13 protein-coding genes are annotated in these 16,711 nt (G+C 47.4%); 10 read left to right on the forward strand and 3 right to left on the reverse strand.

Annotated elements, in window-relative coordinates; all coding sequences use genetic code 11:
* Nucleotides 1-478: 478 nt before the first annotated feature.
* The 3 genes from SYN7336_RS01525 (at nucleotide 479) to SYN7336_RS01535 (ending at nucleotide 1,486) form a co-directional block, all read left to right on the forward strand.
* Nucleotides 479-658: a hypothetical protein gene (locus tag SYN7336_RS01525; RefSeq protein WP_017324151.1), complete on the forward strand. Its 180-nt coding sequence runs from the start codon at nucleotides 479-481 to the stop codon at nucleotides 656-658.
* Nucleotides 659-818: 160 nt separating this feature from the next.
* Complete coding sequence (locus tag SYN7336_RS23945; RefSeq protein WP_017324152.1) at nucleotides 819-1,046, forward strand: hypothetical protein; 228 nt, start codon at nucleotides 819-821, stop codon at nucleotides 1,044-1,046.
* Nucleotides 1,043-1,486: a PIN domain-containing protein gene (locus SYN7336_RS01535; RefSeq protein ID WP_017324153.1), complete on the forward strand. Its 444-nt coding sequence runs from the start codon at nucleotides 1,043-1,045 to the stop codon at nucleotides 1,484-1,486. The genes SYN7336_RS23945 and SYN7336_RS01535 overlap by 4 nt, the downstream gene beginning before the upstream one ends.
* A 380-nt stretch (nucleotides 1,487-1,866) precedes the next feature.
* Here SYN7336_RS01535 and SYN7336_RS30360 read toward each other — a convergent pair whose 3' ends face one another.
* Nucleotides 1,867-2,454 carry a hypothetical protein gene (locus SYN7336_RS30360; RefSeq protein ID WP_156819977.1) on the reverse strand — a complete coding sequence of 196 codons (588 nt, stop codon included), beginning with the start codon at nucleotides 2,452-2,454 and terminating at the stop codon, nucleotides 1,867-1,869.
* Between the two features lie 244 nt (nucleotides 2,455-2,698).
* Nucleotides 2,699-3,481 carry an IS5 family transposase gene (locus SYN7336_RS01545; RefSeq protein ID WP_017324155.1) on the reverse strand — a complete coding sequence of 261 codons (783 nt, stop codon included), beginning with the start codon at nucleotides 3,479-3,481 and terminating at the stop codon, nucleotides 2,699-2,701.
* Nucleotides 3,482-3,895: 414 nt separating this feature from the next.
* On the opposite strand from SYN7336_RS01545, the gene SYN7336_RS30365 reads away from it, so the two are divergent.
* Nucleotides 3,896-4,255 carry a hypothetical protein gene (locus tag SYN7336_RS30365; protein WP_156819978.1) on the forward strand — a complete coding sequence of 120 codons (360 nt, stop codon included), beginning with the start codon at nucleotides 3,896-3,898 and terminating at the stop codon, nucleotides 4,253-4,255.
* Nucleotides 4,256-4,568: 313 nt separating this feature from the next.
* Here SYN7336_RS30365 and SYN7336_RS30370 read toward each other — a convergent pair whose 3' ends face one another.
* Nucleotides 4,569-5,636, reverse strand: a complete 1,068-nt coding sequence (locus SYN7336_RS30370) for a hypothetical protein (protein WP_156819979.1) — start codon at nucleotides 5,634-5,636, stop codon at nucleotides 4,569-4,571.
* Between the two features lie 667 nt (nucleotides 5,637-6,303).
* On the opposite strand from SYN7336_RS30370, the gene SYN7336_RS30375 reads away from it, so the two are divergent.
* The 6 genes from SYN7336_RS30375 to SYN7336_RS01595 all read left to right on the forward strand — a co-directional run bounded on the left by SYN7336_RS30375 (nucleotide 6,304) and on the right by SYN7336_RS01595 (nucleotide 16,318).
* The gene (locus tag SYN7336_RS30375) at nucleotides 6,304-6,921 is read left to right on the forward strand and encodes a hypothetical protein (RefSeq protein ID WP_156819980.1); all 618 of its coding nucleotides are present in this window, start codon (nucleotides 6,304-6,306) and stop codon (nucleotides 6,919-6,921) included.
* An 8-nt stretch (nucleotides 6,922-6,929) separates the two neighbouring features.
* Nucleotides 6,930-7,754, forward strand: a complete 825-nt coding sequence (locus SYN7336_RS01570; protein WP_156819981.1) for a hypothetical protein — start codon at nucleotides 6,930-6,932, stop codon at nucleotides 7,752-7,754.
* Nucleotides 7,755-8,698: 944 nt separating this feature from the next.
* Complete coding sequence (locus SYN7336_RS01580; RefSeq protein ID WP_017324162.1) at nucleotides 8,699-9,475, forward strand: hypothetical protein; 777 nt, start codon at nucleotides 8,699-8,701, stop codon at nucleotides 9,473-9,475.
* A gap of 355 nt (nucleotides 9,476-9,830) precedes the next feature.
* Nucleotides 9,831-13,730 (forward strand): hypothetical protein, encoded by a 3,900-nt coding sequence (locus SYN7336_RS01585; RefSeq protein WP_038025667.1) that lies wholly within the window; start codon nucleotides 9,831-9,833, stop codon nucleotides 13,728-13,730.
* Nucleotides 13,731-14,050: 320 nt separating this feature from the next.
* A complete protein-coding gene (trpB, locus tag SYN7336_RS01590; RefSeq protein WP_026100598.1) occupies nucleotides 14,051-15,310 on the forward strand; it encodes a tryptophan synthase subunit beta in 1,260 nt (419 codons plus the stop codon).
* A 27-nt stretch (nucleotides 15,311-15,337) separates the two neighbouring features.
* Nucleotides 15,338-16,318: a heparin lyase I family protein gene (locus SYN7336_RS01595; RefSeq protein ID WP_162139074.1), complete on the forward strand. Its 981-nt coding sequence runs from the start codon at nucleotides 15,338-15,340 to the stop codon at nucleotides 16,316-16,318.
* The last annotated feature ends 393 nt before the right edge of the window (nucleotides 16,319-16,711 follow it).

The raw sequence follows: 16,711 nt of genomic DNA on the forward strand, positions 1-16,711 counted from the left end.
GGAAGGGGAGAGCGGAAAAGGTTTTTTATTTGCCTAGAGCGTCCTCAGAAGCCCGTAGAAGCATTTTTCGCTGTTCAGACGGGGGAAATCCCTAAAAGTAAATTAAGGCCCTTAACGGCGAAAAAATGCCTGTTCCGGCGAAGGTAAGTTTTTACCCGTTTATTGAGATTACTCTCAATAAACGTGCGGAAGCTAAAAAAATGGCAGCATACGGTGGGACTCCAAGAGCACCGCTCGAATGATAGTCTTGCCGTGAGATAGCGCGTGCGCGTTGTCTTGGGGTCTAATAACCCCTAACAGGAGCGGTTGGCATGAGCCGCTAAATCATGTCGTCTTTCGGTTCTTCGACCGGGAGACGGCACTATATGTCCAGGCTCCGGCTAAAAAGTGCCGTAGCCGTGCTCCTGTGCGGTTTATTAGCTCCCGGTCACCCCTCTGCAGGCGGTGACTTTTTCATAAGTCAAGGGAGACATACCGCATGACGACCAATAAACTGCTCCAGGAACTTGAACAGCTTACGGCAATTGCTTGGACGCTTGAAACCGCAATGGAATCAGAGGACGCCAACAGACCCTATCGTCTCACCCTGCAACACATTATTGAGCGCCTCAAGGGGGTTTGTCAGGATTTGCAACAGGAGGTGAAACAAAAACCATAATTTTCGGCTCACAATAAACGAGATTCTGCGGGAGGCCGTGGATGACTGGATCGAGGTACGTGACTACGTGTCTTTGGGCAGGAACTAATCAGTGGTTTGCAAGCTAGCTGAAATAGTCTGTAAAATAGGCTATTGATCGGGATAGAGAAGAGTTTGATCGATGACGGCTAAGCAAGCGATCGCACAAGAATTAGAAGGGCTGTCTGAAGAACAGCTTCAATTAGTCCTGCGATTCACTAAGGCTCTACAAGGTTTTGCTCCAGTCGAGATGACACCCGATGAGAGGGCTGAGGCTTTTCTAGCCTGGGCAAAGCAGCCTCGGCGAAAATTACCCGTACTATCCGACGAAGCAATTAGCCGTGAAAGCCTCTATGGCGAGCGTGGATGAAGTATTTAGTCGATACCAACATTTGGTTGAGAAGCATTGAGGAAGAGCATCCCGACTGTATGGTTGCCCTGAATGCTGCTGAAATCTTGATACGCCAGGGCAACGAGCTTTATCTGATCCCGCAGATAATCGCAGAGTTTTGGAACGCTTGTACTCGACCAATGGAACGTAATGGATTCGGACTGTCTCACCAGGAAACAAAACTTGAGGTCGAGAGACTTGAGGGGCTGTTGCTACTTCGAGAGGATGTGCCCGGAATCTATCCAATCTGGAAAGACTTAATCGATCGCTATCAGGTGCGGGGTGTCAAAGTCCACGACACAAGACTGGTGGCAGCGATGCTCATGCACGAACTGACCCATCTTTTAACCTTTAATATCAAAGACTTTAAGCGATTTAAAGAGATCGTTGTTGTTCATCCCTCGTCGATTAGTGGCTAGATCTCGTTTGCGGTCTGCTGTAGCTATGTGATTATGATAATTGTTCACTCTCGGGGGAAGGGCGTGACGCTACCCCATCAAATTGCACCCTTCTCTACCTGGTCGAGATCGCTTCGCCCCGATCTCGTTCACCCCGATCTTTTCGCTGCAGTGATCGCAGTGAAATAGTCGAGAGAATTGAGAGTTACCTGCACTATAGCAGTCCTAAGCCATTCGTAAACGCCAGGATGCCTGAAGCCCAGAGCTGGCAAGGATCGGCATTTACAAGTCATTTCGGATTGCTATATTTCGGCATTCGGTCTAATTTCCTTCCTGATTGAATTGCCTCTTTGGGTTGAGTCTGGGAAGATGGCCTATAACAAAACAGAGGGATTTTTCTACTAGCTCGACTGATAAATAGAAGGCGCATTGGAGCGAAACTCGGTAAATGATTTGTAAGGAGGCCCTGCATCCAAGTTGAATAAAAACTTAGTGCTACAAACTGCACTTCTCTCCGGGAAACCCACTGAGCGGCTACACAATTCGAGAGAATTACCTTCATCGTAGGTCAATAAAAACACACTATCTTCAAGGCAGTTATCGTGGAATCTAACTCCATCTAAGATGAGCTCTCCATTCAGCCAAAATGATAATGCTGCTGCAGGTGCAGACCCACATATTCCTTGTGCCCGAGAAGTACCATACGTTACCTCAACTTCAGTTACACCGCAAGTTACTCGAATTGGATCTAGGTTTTCCGCTAAATTTCTTAGATATAGCCCGTGCATTTCCCCATACTTTCGATAGTTTTCCTGCCAGCCAACATTGGCTAAAGTGACCGCAGAAACCTGGAGATACCCTAACTCAGGTATGCAATTAAGCTGCATAAATGGAGTGACAGTATCTGCCCTGGAGGGACGGCCATTCAAAAAAGCGATCGCCCCTATTACAAAAATCAAAACCGTAAGAGTAAATTTCTTAATCATCATGGGTTGTGTAGCAAGGAAGCGTGGAATTGGGCCAATTCTACGTTGAAGTGCAACCGCCTGACAAAAGCTGCCACTAAGGAGGAAAATGGAGATAAACGCTCTGGGGAGATGTAAGCCTTTCAGAGATAGAGATAGAGAAAATGTTTATGCTGCTATCTGATCTCCACAAGCAATGCTAACAGCTTTGTGCAGGATGTTGCACTTCAGATTTGAATCGGTGTTTTTAGAACGTGTCTGAAAAGTCTCAAGCCAGCCTACGAAGCATGAGATTGACCATAGCAGCGTAAAGCATCGTCTCACTCGTAGTGGGCAAATATTCGTAGTCCTTGCTCAAGCGACGGTATCGACCAAACCAGGCAAAGGTGCGCTCAACCACCCATCGCCGAGGTAAAAGCTGGAACCCTTTTTGCTCAGCAGGCCGTTGTACGACTTCAATAGTCCAGCCAAACGCTTGCTCAACCCAAGCCACAAAAGATTTGCCACCAAAGGTTTTATCGGTCCAAATCAATTGCAAGCAACTCCACATACTGGCAAACCAAATCCCCAGCAAGGTGAGGCCGTCATGGTCGGAGCGTCGGGCACTGTGGACCTTGGCACCCAGCAGTAGACCCATCGTATCAACCAGGATAGTGCGCTTGCGACCTTTAACTTTTTTGCCTCCATCAAAGCCTGTTTCTTGAGCGGCACCAGCTGTTTTGACCGACTGGGAATCCAGGCAGGCTGCCGAGGGAGAAGGATTGCGCCCCACCGTTTCTCTCAGTTGCTGGCGCAGAGCATGGTTGAGAGCTTCCCAGGTGCCATCGGCTTCCCACTGACGGAAGTAATGGTAGACCGTTTGCCAAGCGGGGAAGTCGTGGGGCAGCAGACGCCAGGCACATCCGGCTCTCAACAGATAGAAGATGGCATTGACCACTTCGAAAACGTTGACGCTGCGGGGACGACCGCCTGGCTTAGCTGGCGGTAATAGCGGAGCTAGAAGCTCGCACTGGGCAGGGGTTAGATCGGTGTCGTAGGATTGGCGTGTCATTGGTTGGGAGGCTCTAACTCAGCCTCTCAACTTTATCTGCTGACCTTTTCAGACACGCTCTTATAATCAGAGTTGTCCACTGTCTTGAAACATGACTATGACTTGTCCCCTCTGCGGTTACCCGAAGGCCCAAAAACATTCCCACACTAGGGCATGGTTCAGAGACTGCAACACCTATGGGGCCAGTCGAGTTTAGGATAACGCATAAGCAGATTGTATAAACACCACTTGGAGTAAATTTATACTATAAAACTTCGTGATAATACCGCTTACCTTTGTTGGGTGTGTGCTATCTTGCGAGTATATGCAGTTATCTGTTCTTGATGCAGTTAGTTCTGTAAATACGCGCACTAAGTGAATTTTACTCTCCTGCACTTGGGGAGTAAAAAGTGTAGCTAAGATCTGTATTTAATCATGTCTGCACCTAACTCAATTTGGTCTACTGTCAAGAGATTAGTGCTTTTTTCTCTGTCCATTTTTTTGGGAGGGTGCTCCTCGGGATGGAATGTCGGCCCCGACGAGTGTCATCCCATAAACCAAGCTGTTTTTCGTGATTGTGTCGAGCAGCAACTTGCTTCAAATCCAGACTTTGATGAGTTCAAGAATTTTCTTGAAGATCGAGATTTCACTCAGTCCGATGCCTCTTACCCTGACCGAGAAGGTTTCTTTATCTTCTTTTGGTTCGCAAGAGATCTGGCAAATACAACAACAAAGATTTTTGGTTATTATAATGAGGAAAGACTAGTAAAATCGATAGAAATATCGCCTCCATAGATTTGATGAATTCACTAAAATTTTGATTATTTTGATTGCAAATTTCTGCTTAGGTTTTCTCATCAAGCTCTGTTCGTGACATACTCTTTATCGAAGCCTTGTTGGATAAGGTTTTTGGACGTCTCCAGGCAGCGGACAGCACAACAGGAACGGTAGCCGATAAACCCTAAAAGGTACAGAAAGTGTCTTAGGTTAAGTCTATTTTCCTGTACTTGGAGAGTAAAAAGTATAACCAAGACCTGATTTAATCGTACCTTCACCTAACTCGATTTAAAACTGTCTGGAGCATTGAAAATGCGCTTTTCTGCACTAATTATTCAGCTTTTACAGTCGTATTAATTGCGAAACCAAATGTACAGGTTTTATGCACAATTCCATCTTGTAGATAGCGAATAGTATTGATTTCAGTATTTTTATTTCGGGGAGCATCACCTTGAAATTTATCCTCCAAATAATTCAATTCATCGATCCGAAACCATTGCATTTTATTACCTCTACATCGACCTGGAAATCTCTCTTCTAGGTCTATGTCCTGAATGCGCATAAGTAAGTCATGCTTTTCCGACACATCAAACCCATCTTGATTTTCATTCAGTACATCAAAATATGAGACATAACACCCGCGGCCAGCACCACTAATAAACTCTAATTCTACTAACGTGTCAATTGTGCCGTCATTGTTGAAATCAACATCCACCTTATTCCCTGTAGTAAATGTTTCAGAACGAATTCTAGTGTTGGGAGAAGACAGGAAAGTACCATCAACTTGAATTAGTGTATTCGGATATGGAACAGCGCCTTCAAGATGGCTCGATAAGAATTCATTGCCGACCGACTGTAATGGAGAATTAGACAATAATGACCAACAAAAACTTCGTTCTTCTGAGGGATGACTAACATACTCAGTGACTGTATTTGAAAACTCACACAGAATATGTTGTTGATTCGAGGGAGTTATATATGTAAGATACTGTGGGTATTTTAAGCTCTCATCTGAAAAGTGTACTTGGTAAACCAAGCCATCAAATGGGAGAATCCCTTGTCCATATGTTACATACGATTTCCATTCATAATCAACCATATTTATAGATATAGCATGACCTGATTCATCAATGAAATCAAAAAAATCTCCTCCTGCCGTACCTGTAAGTCCTCGTAAAATTTGCTCTGCTGTACCATCATTATTGATATCAATATGTCCACGACGAAGAAAGTAGTCCTCAATTGTATTCTTCTCAGCCGATGCAACGAACTCACATGCTCGTTTAATCTGTTTCTGGCTCGGAAGCTCACTAGTCTCCGAAGCACTTACTGAGAATAGAAATAAAAAGTATATGAGGAAGATAGAAATCACAGAGCCAATGGTGTTGAACGAACGCATCATCAATCTCTCATAAAATTAACTTTTCTTGACTTGTTTGGAATCTCCGTTCCGCAAAAATATAAGAGCTTGAGGGTAAAGGGAATCGCCTCCAAATATTTATATATTCCAAATGACAATACGGGTTGAACATTCAGACAGCGAGATCGACTGAAAGCTTGTCTCAGTAAGCCAAACAGTGCAAGCCCTAGAAGATTAAGCATAGGCTTAGACAAGAATGGTATTAGAATGAGTCGATCTGTATAAAAATATCAAGAATGTTCGGAGATGTCACGGTTACAGTATCATTTTGAGTCATCTATCATCCATGAGTATAGAAATGTCTCTATTGAGTGAGCTTGTTTTTATGCTCTAACCCATGTCTAGCTTGAAAACTGTAGTTTTCAAAGTGCAACTACAGTGCTTGCAGGGGAATATTTTCAGCTCCAGAGACTAGCTCCAGAAAACTCCAGGTCTCTACGTAGACGAGGTATAGATGCCATCTTGCAACAGAAGGTGGCGATTATACTTCTTCAGGTAGCTACTCATTGTTGTTTGCTTCAAGGCCGTGAACAGAGTAAAGAACCCACTAAGGATAGTACTCGTTAGCCTAATCTTCTTAGGGATATTCTTTTCTCTAATTAGCATTAGGCCAGATCCTACAAATGCACAATCGGAATCTCTTACCTTGTCATTAGTCAAAGGCCAAGAGTATGAACTCTGTCAATCATTAGAATTAGCTTTCAATTCGAGACCTATTCAATCTGAAGAGGAGTTCTGGTGTAACACATCTAATATTTTAGAGCCACCTCTCTTTCCACAACCTATTTGGAACGAGATAGATATTACTAAAAACCTGGATCTTGCACGAGAAATATTTCTTCGCAGCTGGCTAGGGGCTCGGTTTAGAGATGCAGATGTTGTTGATAGTTTCTGGGAACAAAGGCAACACCTTTTCAATGAAGAAGTATCTCAAGGAGTAATGCGCATTGAGGTTAGCAATTTAGACTTTAACTTTGATGGACAGCAAGATCGCGTTTATCGTTATACCAGAAGAGTTTGTCCTCAAGGTGTGGAGGCTAATTCTTCGTCAATTGGTTCTTATCACATCTTAGATGAAGACGATCCCATCCTTGGAAAGATAACTTTGTCTTACTTCTCTAAGTCTACAGAAGCCTTCTTTTTCAGAGGCCGCACATATCTGCTGTCATTTCAGCTAAATGGTGCATCAATTAGGGAACCACACGATTTGCCCAATTTATTAACTATAGCAATGGTTCCAATATGTGAATTTGAATGGGAGTAAACTTGGCTATGACGATAAATACACAGAATCTTACTCTTTCTGAATACCAGAGTCTTCGATTTGAGGTCCTTAACCAGCTTGAGACCAGTAACAACATAGATCCTATCTTGAATCCCATTATAGATAGTGCAGGTATTCCTACAATTGGTGTCGGATTAAATTTAAGAGATGTCGATTCCAGAAATATTGTATTTCGTGCATTTGATATTGAACAAAACCCCGCTATTGATCCTGCAGATGCAGTTTTTGCTGCAGAACTCATAAGTGTCATCAATAGTCCACAGTCTTCAGTATCTCAATTGAGAGCTGACTTGGATGATGTTTTGATCCGGCGAGCAAATAATCCTAATGTGCTAGCAACTAACCGACGCACAACATTTAGTTTTACCAGTCGAACGGAATCAATCGATGCCTTTAGTCAACGTGTTGCTATATTTGAGCCAGACGTAGATGGTGCGATTTCAGGGGTAAGTAACTCATTAGAACGTACTACGCTAGTTTCATTTGCATTCAATGGAGGTATCGGACTTATTGGGCCAGGATTGACCGCAGCTTTTAATAGTGGCGACAGAGCTGAAGCATATTACGAAATCCGTTACAATACAAACTTCGAATTTAATATAGGCGCTATATCTGGGCCTGGGATTGCAAGACGTAGATATATTGAGGCTGCAACCTTTGGACTGTACGATGTATCGAATCCTGGGCCAAATTTTCGACCATCGGAAACTGATGCTCTCAAGGTATTCAGAACCTTCAATAAACATGAAGAGCGTATCAGTGCTTATGAGGCTGGTCTTGGCGGAATTATTTCAGGGCTCTACCGGACCTAGTATGCTAGTTCCATGCCAAAACTGCTCAAAGCCTTGCTAGCAATGGATTAGATGGTAAAACATACTTCTTTATGCTCAAGATCTCATGAATGCCTTGCTAGGTAAGGCTTTTAGGCTCTTCAGGGCTACGGACAGCATAGCCAGAACCGATGAGCCTATTTCAGCAGTAAATCAGGAAGTCGCTGCTATTAATAGCCGACTGGGAGGGCTTAGAGCACTGACGCATCACTCAATAGATCTGAGGGAGGAGAACGTTTTTATCAATTTATGTTTTGCATCGCCTGTCAATGCGTAACTCCTAAAATCAGACTAACTAATTCAGTATTATCACTGTTTCAGCATTTTTTTTGCCTTGCTAAAATATCTACAAATATAGAAATTCAGTAACCGTCTCAGAAGCTTGGAACGAGCCAGACAGATAACGAGTTTAAAGGGTTTCAGCCTTTCTCGTCCTAACAGATCGAGGTAAAAACAGCTGAAACAATCAATCTTCGTTAAATCCCTGGGACGGTTACGAAATTCAAGCGCAAAAATGGGTGTTGTGCTTAAGTAAACCAGTATATCAAGATCGTTATATAGCAATCTTAATCGATTTGTGAACGCCAGGATACCTGAAATCTAGTGCTGGGAAGGATCGACATTTACAAGTCATTCTCGGATTGTTATATATAGTTGATCGAGCATAATCATATAGCCAAAAGTAAGAACTGCACACTTACTTTGGATACTAGAGAGGCTATAGTACTTTCTCTCAATATAGCGGTTTTTGAACGAATGGGGTACATGAAAAGCTTTGCTATGCAAACGTTACAAATATTATGCTACACCTCCTCACTCCAATGAAAACCTTTATAGAAAATCTGTAAGGATTTCAATATTTTAACTCATGTTGTTGAGAGGAAAGATTGCCTCAGAGGATCTCATATCAATCAATTGGTGAAACCATGAACAGACAAGTAGATTTGAAAAGAATTATATTCCTTTGTGTAATTTTTCTGGGATTACTTATTTCTGGAATTAACTTCCAGAAAAATCCCTTGCGAGCACAGCCTGAGACTCTTTCGCTCTCTTTGGTTGAAGTAAACGATCTCGGCAGACAACAGCCAGAACTTTGTCAGGCTTTAGAAGCTATATTTAGTTCAATTTCTGTATCCTCTCAAAACGAGTTTTGGTGTAGATTGCCCAAAATTCTTGAACCACCTCTTTTTACTCAACCTAGCTGGGAAAAAATAGATGCTTCTAGTAATTATGAACTAGCGAGAGAGCTTTTTCTTCGCACCTTTCTAGACCGCCAAATTAGAGACATACATGCTGTCGAAAGACTCTTGGAGCACAGTGGAGAAGAACTGTTTGAGGATAGGTTGAATCGAGAGGAGATCGACATCGAAACTAGTAGCTTTGATGTCGATCTTGATGGCGATCCAGATCGTATATATCGATATTCATTGGCAGAATGTTCGCAATTTACAGAAGGTCAAACATCTCCTTCATGGATATATTCCTATCATATTCTAGATGAGGATAACCTTCTTCTAAGTGATGCTTTTCTACGTCGTCTGAGCAAAAAAACAGAGGCTTTCTTTTTTGGAGGGCGTACATATCTATTAGGCTCACTTGGTAGCGCATTCGGTGTCTATGAAGCAATCCCTAGACTTAACCGAGAATACATAGCAATATTTCCCGCCTGTATATTTCAATTTGTGGAGAAGTCCAGTGATTAATACACAGAACTTAAGCGATGCCAATTATGCAATCTTTAGACGCGAACTCCTTAACCAACTAGAGACCAGTGATGCCCTGAATCCTTTAACACAAATCATCCTAGATGACGAAGGAATTCCTACACTTGGTGTAGGACTAAATCTTCAAAATGATGATTCAAGAGATGCTGTTTTCAGAGCACTTGGCATTGAGACAGACTCCACTGTAGATCCGGTAGACGCGATTTTTGCATCGATGATAGAAGGGATTCTTGATAATGGTAGTAGTATTAACCCTCAACCATTTTTATCAAGCCAGCTTCCTACATTAATCAATGATTTAAATGCTGTCCTAGTGACGCGTGCAGGCAATGAGATGGTGTTAGCAAATATGGGGATTCCCTCCAATGAAAGGCTAATGGCGTTTGAATTCCCCGACATAGCAACATCCATTGCTGCTTTTGAAGATAGGGTTGAGACGATTGACGAAACTTTTGTGGACTCACTTTCTGCTTTTTCTGGAATAAGCAATTCGTTAGAGCGTGCAGCTTTAGTTTCACTCGCCTTTAATGCGCAAACTACGCTGACTGGTCAAGGACTACCAGCAGCTTTTACTAACGGCGATCGGGCTGAAGCTTTTTACGAAATTCGCTACAATACAAATCCTAGCTTAGATCTTGGAGAGGCAAGGCGTAGATATATTGAGTCAGAAGTATTTGGTCTTTACGCAGTTTCCAATCCAGATCCAGACTTCCGACCTTCCGAAACTGATGCACTCAAAGTATTCAGAACGTTCAATAAACATGAGGAACGCATCAGCCTTTACGAAGCCACATTAAGTGCAGCAATAAGGATAGCAAATGACGATATTGCTGCTCTCAATAGCAGGCTGACAGGAATAGAAATCGGTAATGTTCTGACAACTCAAGAGGAATTTGAGCTTGCTAGAGACGTTCTAATCGAAAACTTCGGCACTCTCCCAGAAGGCATCCAGCAAGCCCTCAGTATTGTATCTCCTGGCAACTCCTTATTAACGCCATCGGCATTGGAGGGGGTATTTGTTGCTGCGTCCGCACAAGGCATCGCAGGCGCTAATCAACCTGCTGAAGTGGCAGCTTTCACAGTGGATCGCGTTGCCGCTGAAAACCGAAATAACCGTATTTATGACGGTACGGATGACTTGATCTTTGGAAGCATTGACGAGCCTGGGGTAAGTGTCGGTAACGATACTTTGAGGGGGGGAAGTGGAAATGACCTGTTTATTGGCGGGCTGGGAGAAGATTTTCACGACGGTGGCAGTGGTGAGGATACCGTTAGCTTTCTGCGAAGCACCGCAGGAGTGACGGTCGATCTCCAGCTAGGTACGGGGTCAGGGGGACAGGCTGCGGACGATCGCTTTGTGAATATTGAAAATGCGATCGGTAGTGAAGCGGGAGACAACTTGATTGGCAATGATGCCAATAATTTGCTGATTGGTCATACAGGTAACGACAGACTCGAAGGCGGCATTGGCGACGATATTTTGCTCGGAGGTGACGGCGACGATACTGCTTTCTTCAACCTCGGTCTCGAAGACCTCGAAATTACTGAAAATGAAGACGGTACGTTCACCATTTCGAGCGAACCTTTCGGTACCGATACTCTCCAAGGCATCGAATTCCTTGAATTAGGTGCAAATGATGGTCGCATCTTCCAGCTCCCCCTCGAAGATGGCCCCGAAAGCAGCCTCAGCGAAACCCTCTTCAGCAGCGAAGGGGAAGACATCGGCACTCTGAACTTCACCCTGCCCAGCTTCACCCTGGATGGCGATGTCGACTACAGCTTCGAAATCTCCGCTCTAGACCCCAGCACGCAATTCAACTTCGCCTACATTATCGATACCTCCGGCAGCACCGGTGGCGGTATTTTATCCACCATTCAACAAACCTTTACAACCTTAACTAACGACTTGATTGCGACAGGAATTGCGGATATCAGTCAATTTGCGGTTATCGAATTCAATTCTTTTGCCAGCACCAGTATTACGGACTCGGCAGAGCAAGCCATCGCGATCGTCAACAGCTTCACCTCTGGCGGCAGTACAAACTTTGGGGTAGCCATCTCCGAAGGCTTGGACTTTTTCAATAGCGTTCCCGATACCGGCACCAACATCGCCTTTTTCCTCTCAGACGGCTTCGGCTCGGGAGCTAGTTCTGCCCTGCAGTCGGTTGCCGACGTCCGCGCTTTCGGTGTGGGAACGGGAGCTAGTCTCAGTGCCCTCCAAATCATTGACCCCGGTGCCGTTCTCCTCACGGACCCTTCTGATTTAACTGCCGCCCTCAACCAAGGGGAAATCAGCCTCGAAGACATCGAACTCATTCAAATTGTTCGAGAAGACGCAGAGGGCAATCGCGAAATCCTCGACCAAATCGATCCTTCCGCTCCCAGCACTGACCCCAACGACACCAGCACGATTAGCGAGAACGCCGTCGCCATCACCGCTACAGGCAATCTCGAAAACCTGGATGTCTCGCTCGATGCCGAAAACCGCATCTTCGCCGAAGTGACCTTTTCGGCAGAATTTCAAGAAACTTTTGGCATCGGCACCACTGAAATTGCCTTTACCGTGACCTCTGGAGGTGGCATCGGTAGCCCGAGCGCTGGCGATGACGTGCTCCAACTGGGTCTCGGCGATACAGATATCAGTGCCGGTGCGGGTAACGACACCATCACGGGCAACAATTCTGCGAATGAGATCGACGGTCAATCTGGCGGCGATCGCATTTTTGGCGGCGGTGGGGACGATATTCTCACCGGTGGTAGTGGCAGCGATACCATCGACGGCGGCGACGGCTTCGATATCGCCGTCTTCGACTTCAATGTCGCCCAAGCAGGAGAGATCGAACGAGTGGGCTCTAGCCTTTCCCTGAGCGGCACCAATGACGTCCTCATTAACGTCGAACAACTGGAGTTCACCGATGCCGTTGTCGATGGCGACACACTGGAAGTCACTCCCCGCAGTCCAGTCGATCCGCTCCTCAGCGCGATCGCGCAACTCCAAGCCAGCATTCCCCCCTTGGAGACCAGTCTCAGTACCCTCCTGCTCCCGGAGTTGAACAACCAGGCTCTGAGACTGGACCAGTTGCTTGAGACCATCAACCGCTTCGATATTTTCACCCTGTCCCCGAGCCAAATCGCAGACTTTCAAAACCAATTTGACAATATCCAAGCCAGCATTACAGCTCTGCCGAACGACCTGCGCAACGATAATACGTTCACCGGAACGGCAGGAGCCGATAACTTATCTGGCGGCTTGGGCAACGATACGATCTTGGGGGCTGATGGCAGCGATCGCCTCAATGGCGATGATGGCAACGACGTTCTCCAAGGGGGCAATGACAACGATACCCTCGTCGGCGGCAGTGGTAGCGATACGCTCGAAGGGGGCAATGGCAGCGATCGCCTTGAAGGAGGGAGTGATAGTGACAGCCTTTTGGGTGAAGTTGGCACTGACACGCTCTTGGGTGGCGCTGGCCGAGACACTCTCGATGGCGGCGGTAGTGACGACCGACTCAAAGGAGGAGATGGCAACGATCTGCTCGCCGGTGGCGAAGGCCGAGACACACTTTTGGGGGAAGGTGGCGAGGATACCCTCGCGGGCGGCACCGGTAACGACCAACTCACAGGTGCTGACGGCAACGATCTGCTGGAAGGCAATGAGGACAACGATACGTTGTTGGGTAACAGTGGTTCCGATACTCTCTTGGGGGGAAGCGGCAACGATCTGCTCAGGGGAGGAGAGAAGGCAGACTTACTCGAAGGGAATGACGGCGACGATACTATACGCGGCGGCAATGGAGCCGACACGCTCATTGGGGGCAGTGACTTCGATTTGCTGATTGGGGGAAGTGGTAACGACCTCCTCAATGGCGGTAATGGCAGCGATACGTTGCAGGGGACAGGCGGTAACAGAGGGGCTGGCGAGTGGGATACTCTGCTCGGCGGTTTTGGCAATGACTTATTTGTCTTGGGGAATAACGGTGGGACTTTCTACAGTTCCAGTGGCCAGGACGACTTCGCAACGATTGCGGATTTCATTGTTGGAGAAGACACGATTCAACTGCATGGAAATGCAAGCGACTACTTGCTCGGTCAGTCGAGTGCGAATGCCGCCGATGTGGTTTTGCTCCTCGATCGCGATCGGGATGGGGCGATCGGTGGTGGCGACGAGTTGATTGCCACGATTGCAGGAGGGGCGGGTCTCCAACTGCAAAGTTCGGCGTTCTCGTTTGTCTAAAGGCCCCATACCGTCGGGGCGATCGTTGTCTGGCCTTTACAGCTAGGTTGAGCGACTTCTTATCGCCCCGAGAGAGCCCATAAGCAACCAGCGCGATCGCTTGCGGTCTGAAACCAGCGTTAGATCGCCAGGACTGTTCGAGACAGTTCAGCTCAACTAATCGCGCGGGCGTTACTCGCGATTAGTTGCCCTACCTCTCGAATCTCATTGCGAAATTCCTGATGCTCTATCGTTGCCTCTACTTTAGTTGCGGTTCCTCCGCTGGGAGTGTTGGCCAGTCAGCTTATAATTGGGGGGCAGTTCTTCGCCTTTTCTATCCTGTGACGCAAACCCCCATTGCACCTCAATCGCCTTCCACTGCCAGCGCGATCGAAGCCCGCCCCGACCGGCGAGGCCGTTTCGGCCAGTTTGGTGGCAAATATGTGCCCGAAACGCTGATGAGTGCCCTAACGGAGTTAGAAGCTGCCTTTCGCCAATATCGCCAAGACGCCCAATTCCAAGCAGAACTGGACGGATTGCTGAAGGATTATGTGGGTCGTCCCAGCCCGCTGTATTTTGCCGAGCGTCTAACCCAGCACTATGGCGGCGCTCAAATCTATTTCAAGCGCGAAGATCTCAACCACACGGGAGCCCACAAAATTAACAATGCCCTGGGGCAAGTGCTGTTGGCCTTGCGCATGGGCAAGCGCCGCATCATTGCCGAAACGGGGGCGGGCCAGCACGGCGTGGCGACTGCAACCGTCTGCGCGCGGTTTGGCTTGGAATGCATTATCTATATGGGTCGCCTCGACATCGAGCGACAAGCTCCCAACGTGCAGCGGATGCAACTGCTGGGGGCCGAGGTGCGCCCGGTGGATGCGGGAACTCGCACCCTCAAAGAAGCCACTTCTGAAGCCATCCGCGATTGGGTCACCAATGTCGAAACCACCCACTACATCATTGGGTCTGTGGCGGGGCCGCATCCCTATCCGATGATGGTGCGGGAGTTCCACGATTGCATCGGTCGCGAAACCCGGCAGCAGTGCTTGGAGAAATGGGGGGGCTTGCCGGATGTATTGCTGGCCTGCGTGGGGGGGGGCTCGAACGCGATCGGGCTCTTTAATGACTTCATTGACGAACCGTCAGTCCGCATTATTGGGATTGAGGCAGCAGGAGAAGGTGCAGATACAGCCCATCACGCAGCGACGCTCACTCGCGGACAGGTGGGAGTGCTGCACGGGGCGATGAGCTATCTGTTGCAGGACGACGACGGCCAAGTGCGCGAGGCGCATTCCATCAGTGCGGGGTTAGATTATCCGGGCGTCGGTCCCGAGCACAGCTATCTCAAAGATATTGGGCGGGCAGAATATTATAGTGCCACCGATCGCGAAGCGGTGCGAGCGGTTTTGCTCACCTCTAAGTTAGAGGGCATTATCCCGGCACTAGAGACAGCCCACGCGATCGCCTATCTGGAAACACTCGCGCCGCAGTTGGACGCAGACGCCAAAATTGTGCTCAACTGTTCCGGTCGCGGCGACAAGGATTTGGCTTCCGTACAGCGCTATTTAGAGAAGTATCCCGACGTGGCGATGGCTCTCTAGATGTGCCTCGATCGCCTGGAGATCGCCTTGAAAAGACTCTCGATGCTTGCCCGTCGAATAGCGAGCCCGAGCGCCTTTACACTTCCCGTAAAACGCCTATCCCCATTCACCAGCTCGCTGGCAAGCCTACTCCTGTTGTTATTACTCATCGCCTGTCCGGCAACCTCAGCCTCCATCTCAGTTGATTTTCAAGCAGGGTCTGACTGGCTGGCTCGCGATTGGAATATTGGCAACTACACAGAGGGCTGCCAAACCGCTCGAGACGGTATGACAATTGTCCCAACACCTGATGGTGCAGACCCGAACAATCGGGTTGGTAAGGTTTCCCTCAATTCCTGCGGCTTAACCGAAATCGACGGCAAACGCTGGTCCCGCTCTGACAATCGCGGGGAAGGGTTTGTGATGCCCTATCGCGATCGCGATCGGATCGAACTCGGCAAAGTCTACACCTACACCTTTTCCCTCTATATCCCCGACCAGTTTGGCGACTTCCGCCACGATCGCGATGGCGGCAATTGGGCGATCGTGTCTCAGTGGCCCTGCTGGAGTAGCGACCCCGCCCAAACCTGCCCCAAACAGGATCCCGATCGCTATTGCGGTAATGGCGCAATCGGCCCCGAATTGAAATGGAGCGACTATCAATACCGCCTGAGGTTCCGAGTGCGGAATGTGGAGGAAGGAGAAGACGACTGTATCGATATTCGAGGGATTCCCTCTGCGCGAGGAGGATGGGACAGACACATCGTGCAAATTGTCTGGGATGCAGACAACTCAGGGTCTTTACGGTGGTGGATTGCGGGGAAACTGGTGAGCGAAGTCCGCGACTTTCGAACTTGGTGGGACGCTCCCATCGTCAAACCGGCTTGGAAGCTCGGCATGTATATGGGGAGCGGCAGGGATGGGCCTTGGTCTGCCACCGATAACAACGTCACGCTATTTTTTGACGGGTTAGGTGTTTACAAAGAGATGCCGCTGTCAACGATCTGCCCCAACTGCGAGCGGCCCTAGCCAGCACAGTTGCTCGATCGCCTCAGCAAGTCGAAGTCGCGTTTTATTCAGACAGGCCCGAGGAGTAAAGCCCGGTCATTTTATACAAGATGGCAAACAGGCAAGCACACGAACAGTTCACTGAAAACTTTTCCCAACAGAGTACGTACTCTGTACGTACGGAAATATTCGGGTTGTACGAAAAAAGAGTTTACAAGCATTCATATTTGTACTAGAATTCTTCCAATTCAAGTAAACAACCCCTCACTAAACTCAAGCCTGTTTAAGGCTGGGTTTGTGTAATATCTTCTTCTCAAAGAGGTTTCAGGTTGTCTGGCCTTGTGTAGGCAATGACTTCTGGTGCTAGGAATATACAAAGTACGTCATTCATAGCCTTTGGCTCAATCGACTTGT

It is taken from the genome of Synechococcus sp. PCC 7336 (assembly GCF_000332275.1).
Classification (GTDB): Bacteria; Cyanobacteriota; Cyanobacteriia; order Thermostichales; family PCC-7336; genus PCC-7336.

Coding starts and splice junctions, on each gene's coding strand:
- SYN7336_RS01525 (WP_017324151.1), top strand. CDS start 479: ATGACGACCAATAAACTGCTCCAGGAACTTGAACAGCTTACGGCAATT.
- SYN7336_RS30360 (WP_156819977.1), bottom strand. CDS start 2,454: ATGATGATTAAGAAATTTACTCTTACGGTTTTGATTTTTGTAATAGGG.
- SYN7336_RS01585 (WP_038025667.1), top strand. CDS start 9,831: ATGGTGTTAGCAAATATGGGGATTCCCTCCAATGAAAGGCTAATGGCG.
- SYN7336_RS01535 (WP_017324153.1), top strand. CDS start 1,043: ATGAAGTATTTAGTCGATACCAACATTTGGTTGAGAAGCATTGAGGAA.
- SYN7336_RS30365 (WP_156819978.1), top strand. CDS start 3,896: ATGTCTGCACCTAACTCAATTTGGTCTACTGTCAAGAGATTAGTGCTT.
- SYN7336_RS30370 (WP_156819979.1), bottom strand. CDS start 5,636: ATGCGTTCGTTCAACACCATTGGCTCTGTGATTTCTATCTTCCTCATA.
- SYN7336_RS01570 (WP_156819981.1), top strand. CDS start 6,930: ATGACGATAAATACACAGAATCTTACTCTTTCTGAATACCAGAGTCTT.
- SYN7336_RS23945 (WP_017324152.1), top strand. CDS start 819: ATGACGGCTAAGCAAGCGATCGCACAAGAATTAGAAGGGCTGTCTGAA.
- SYN7336_RS01545 (WP_017324155.1), bottom strand. CDS start 3,481: ATGACACGCCAATCCTACGACACCGATCTAACCCCTGCCCAGTGCGAG.
- SYN7336_RS01580 (WP_017324162.1), top strand. CDS start 8,699: ATGAACAGACAAGTAGATTTGAAAAGAATTATATTCCTTTGTGTAATT.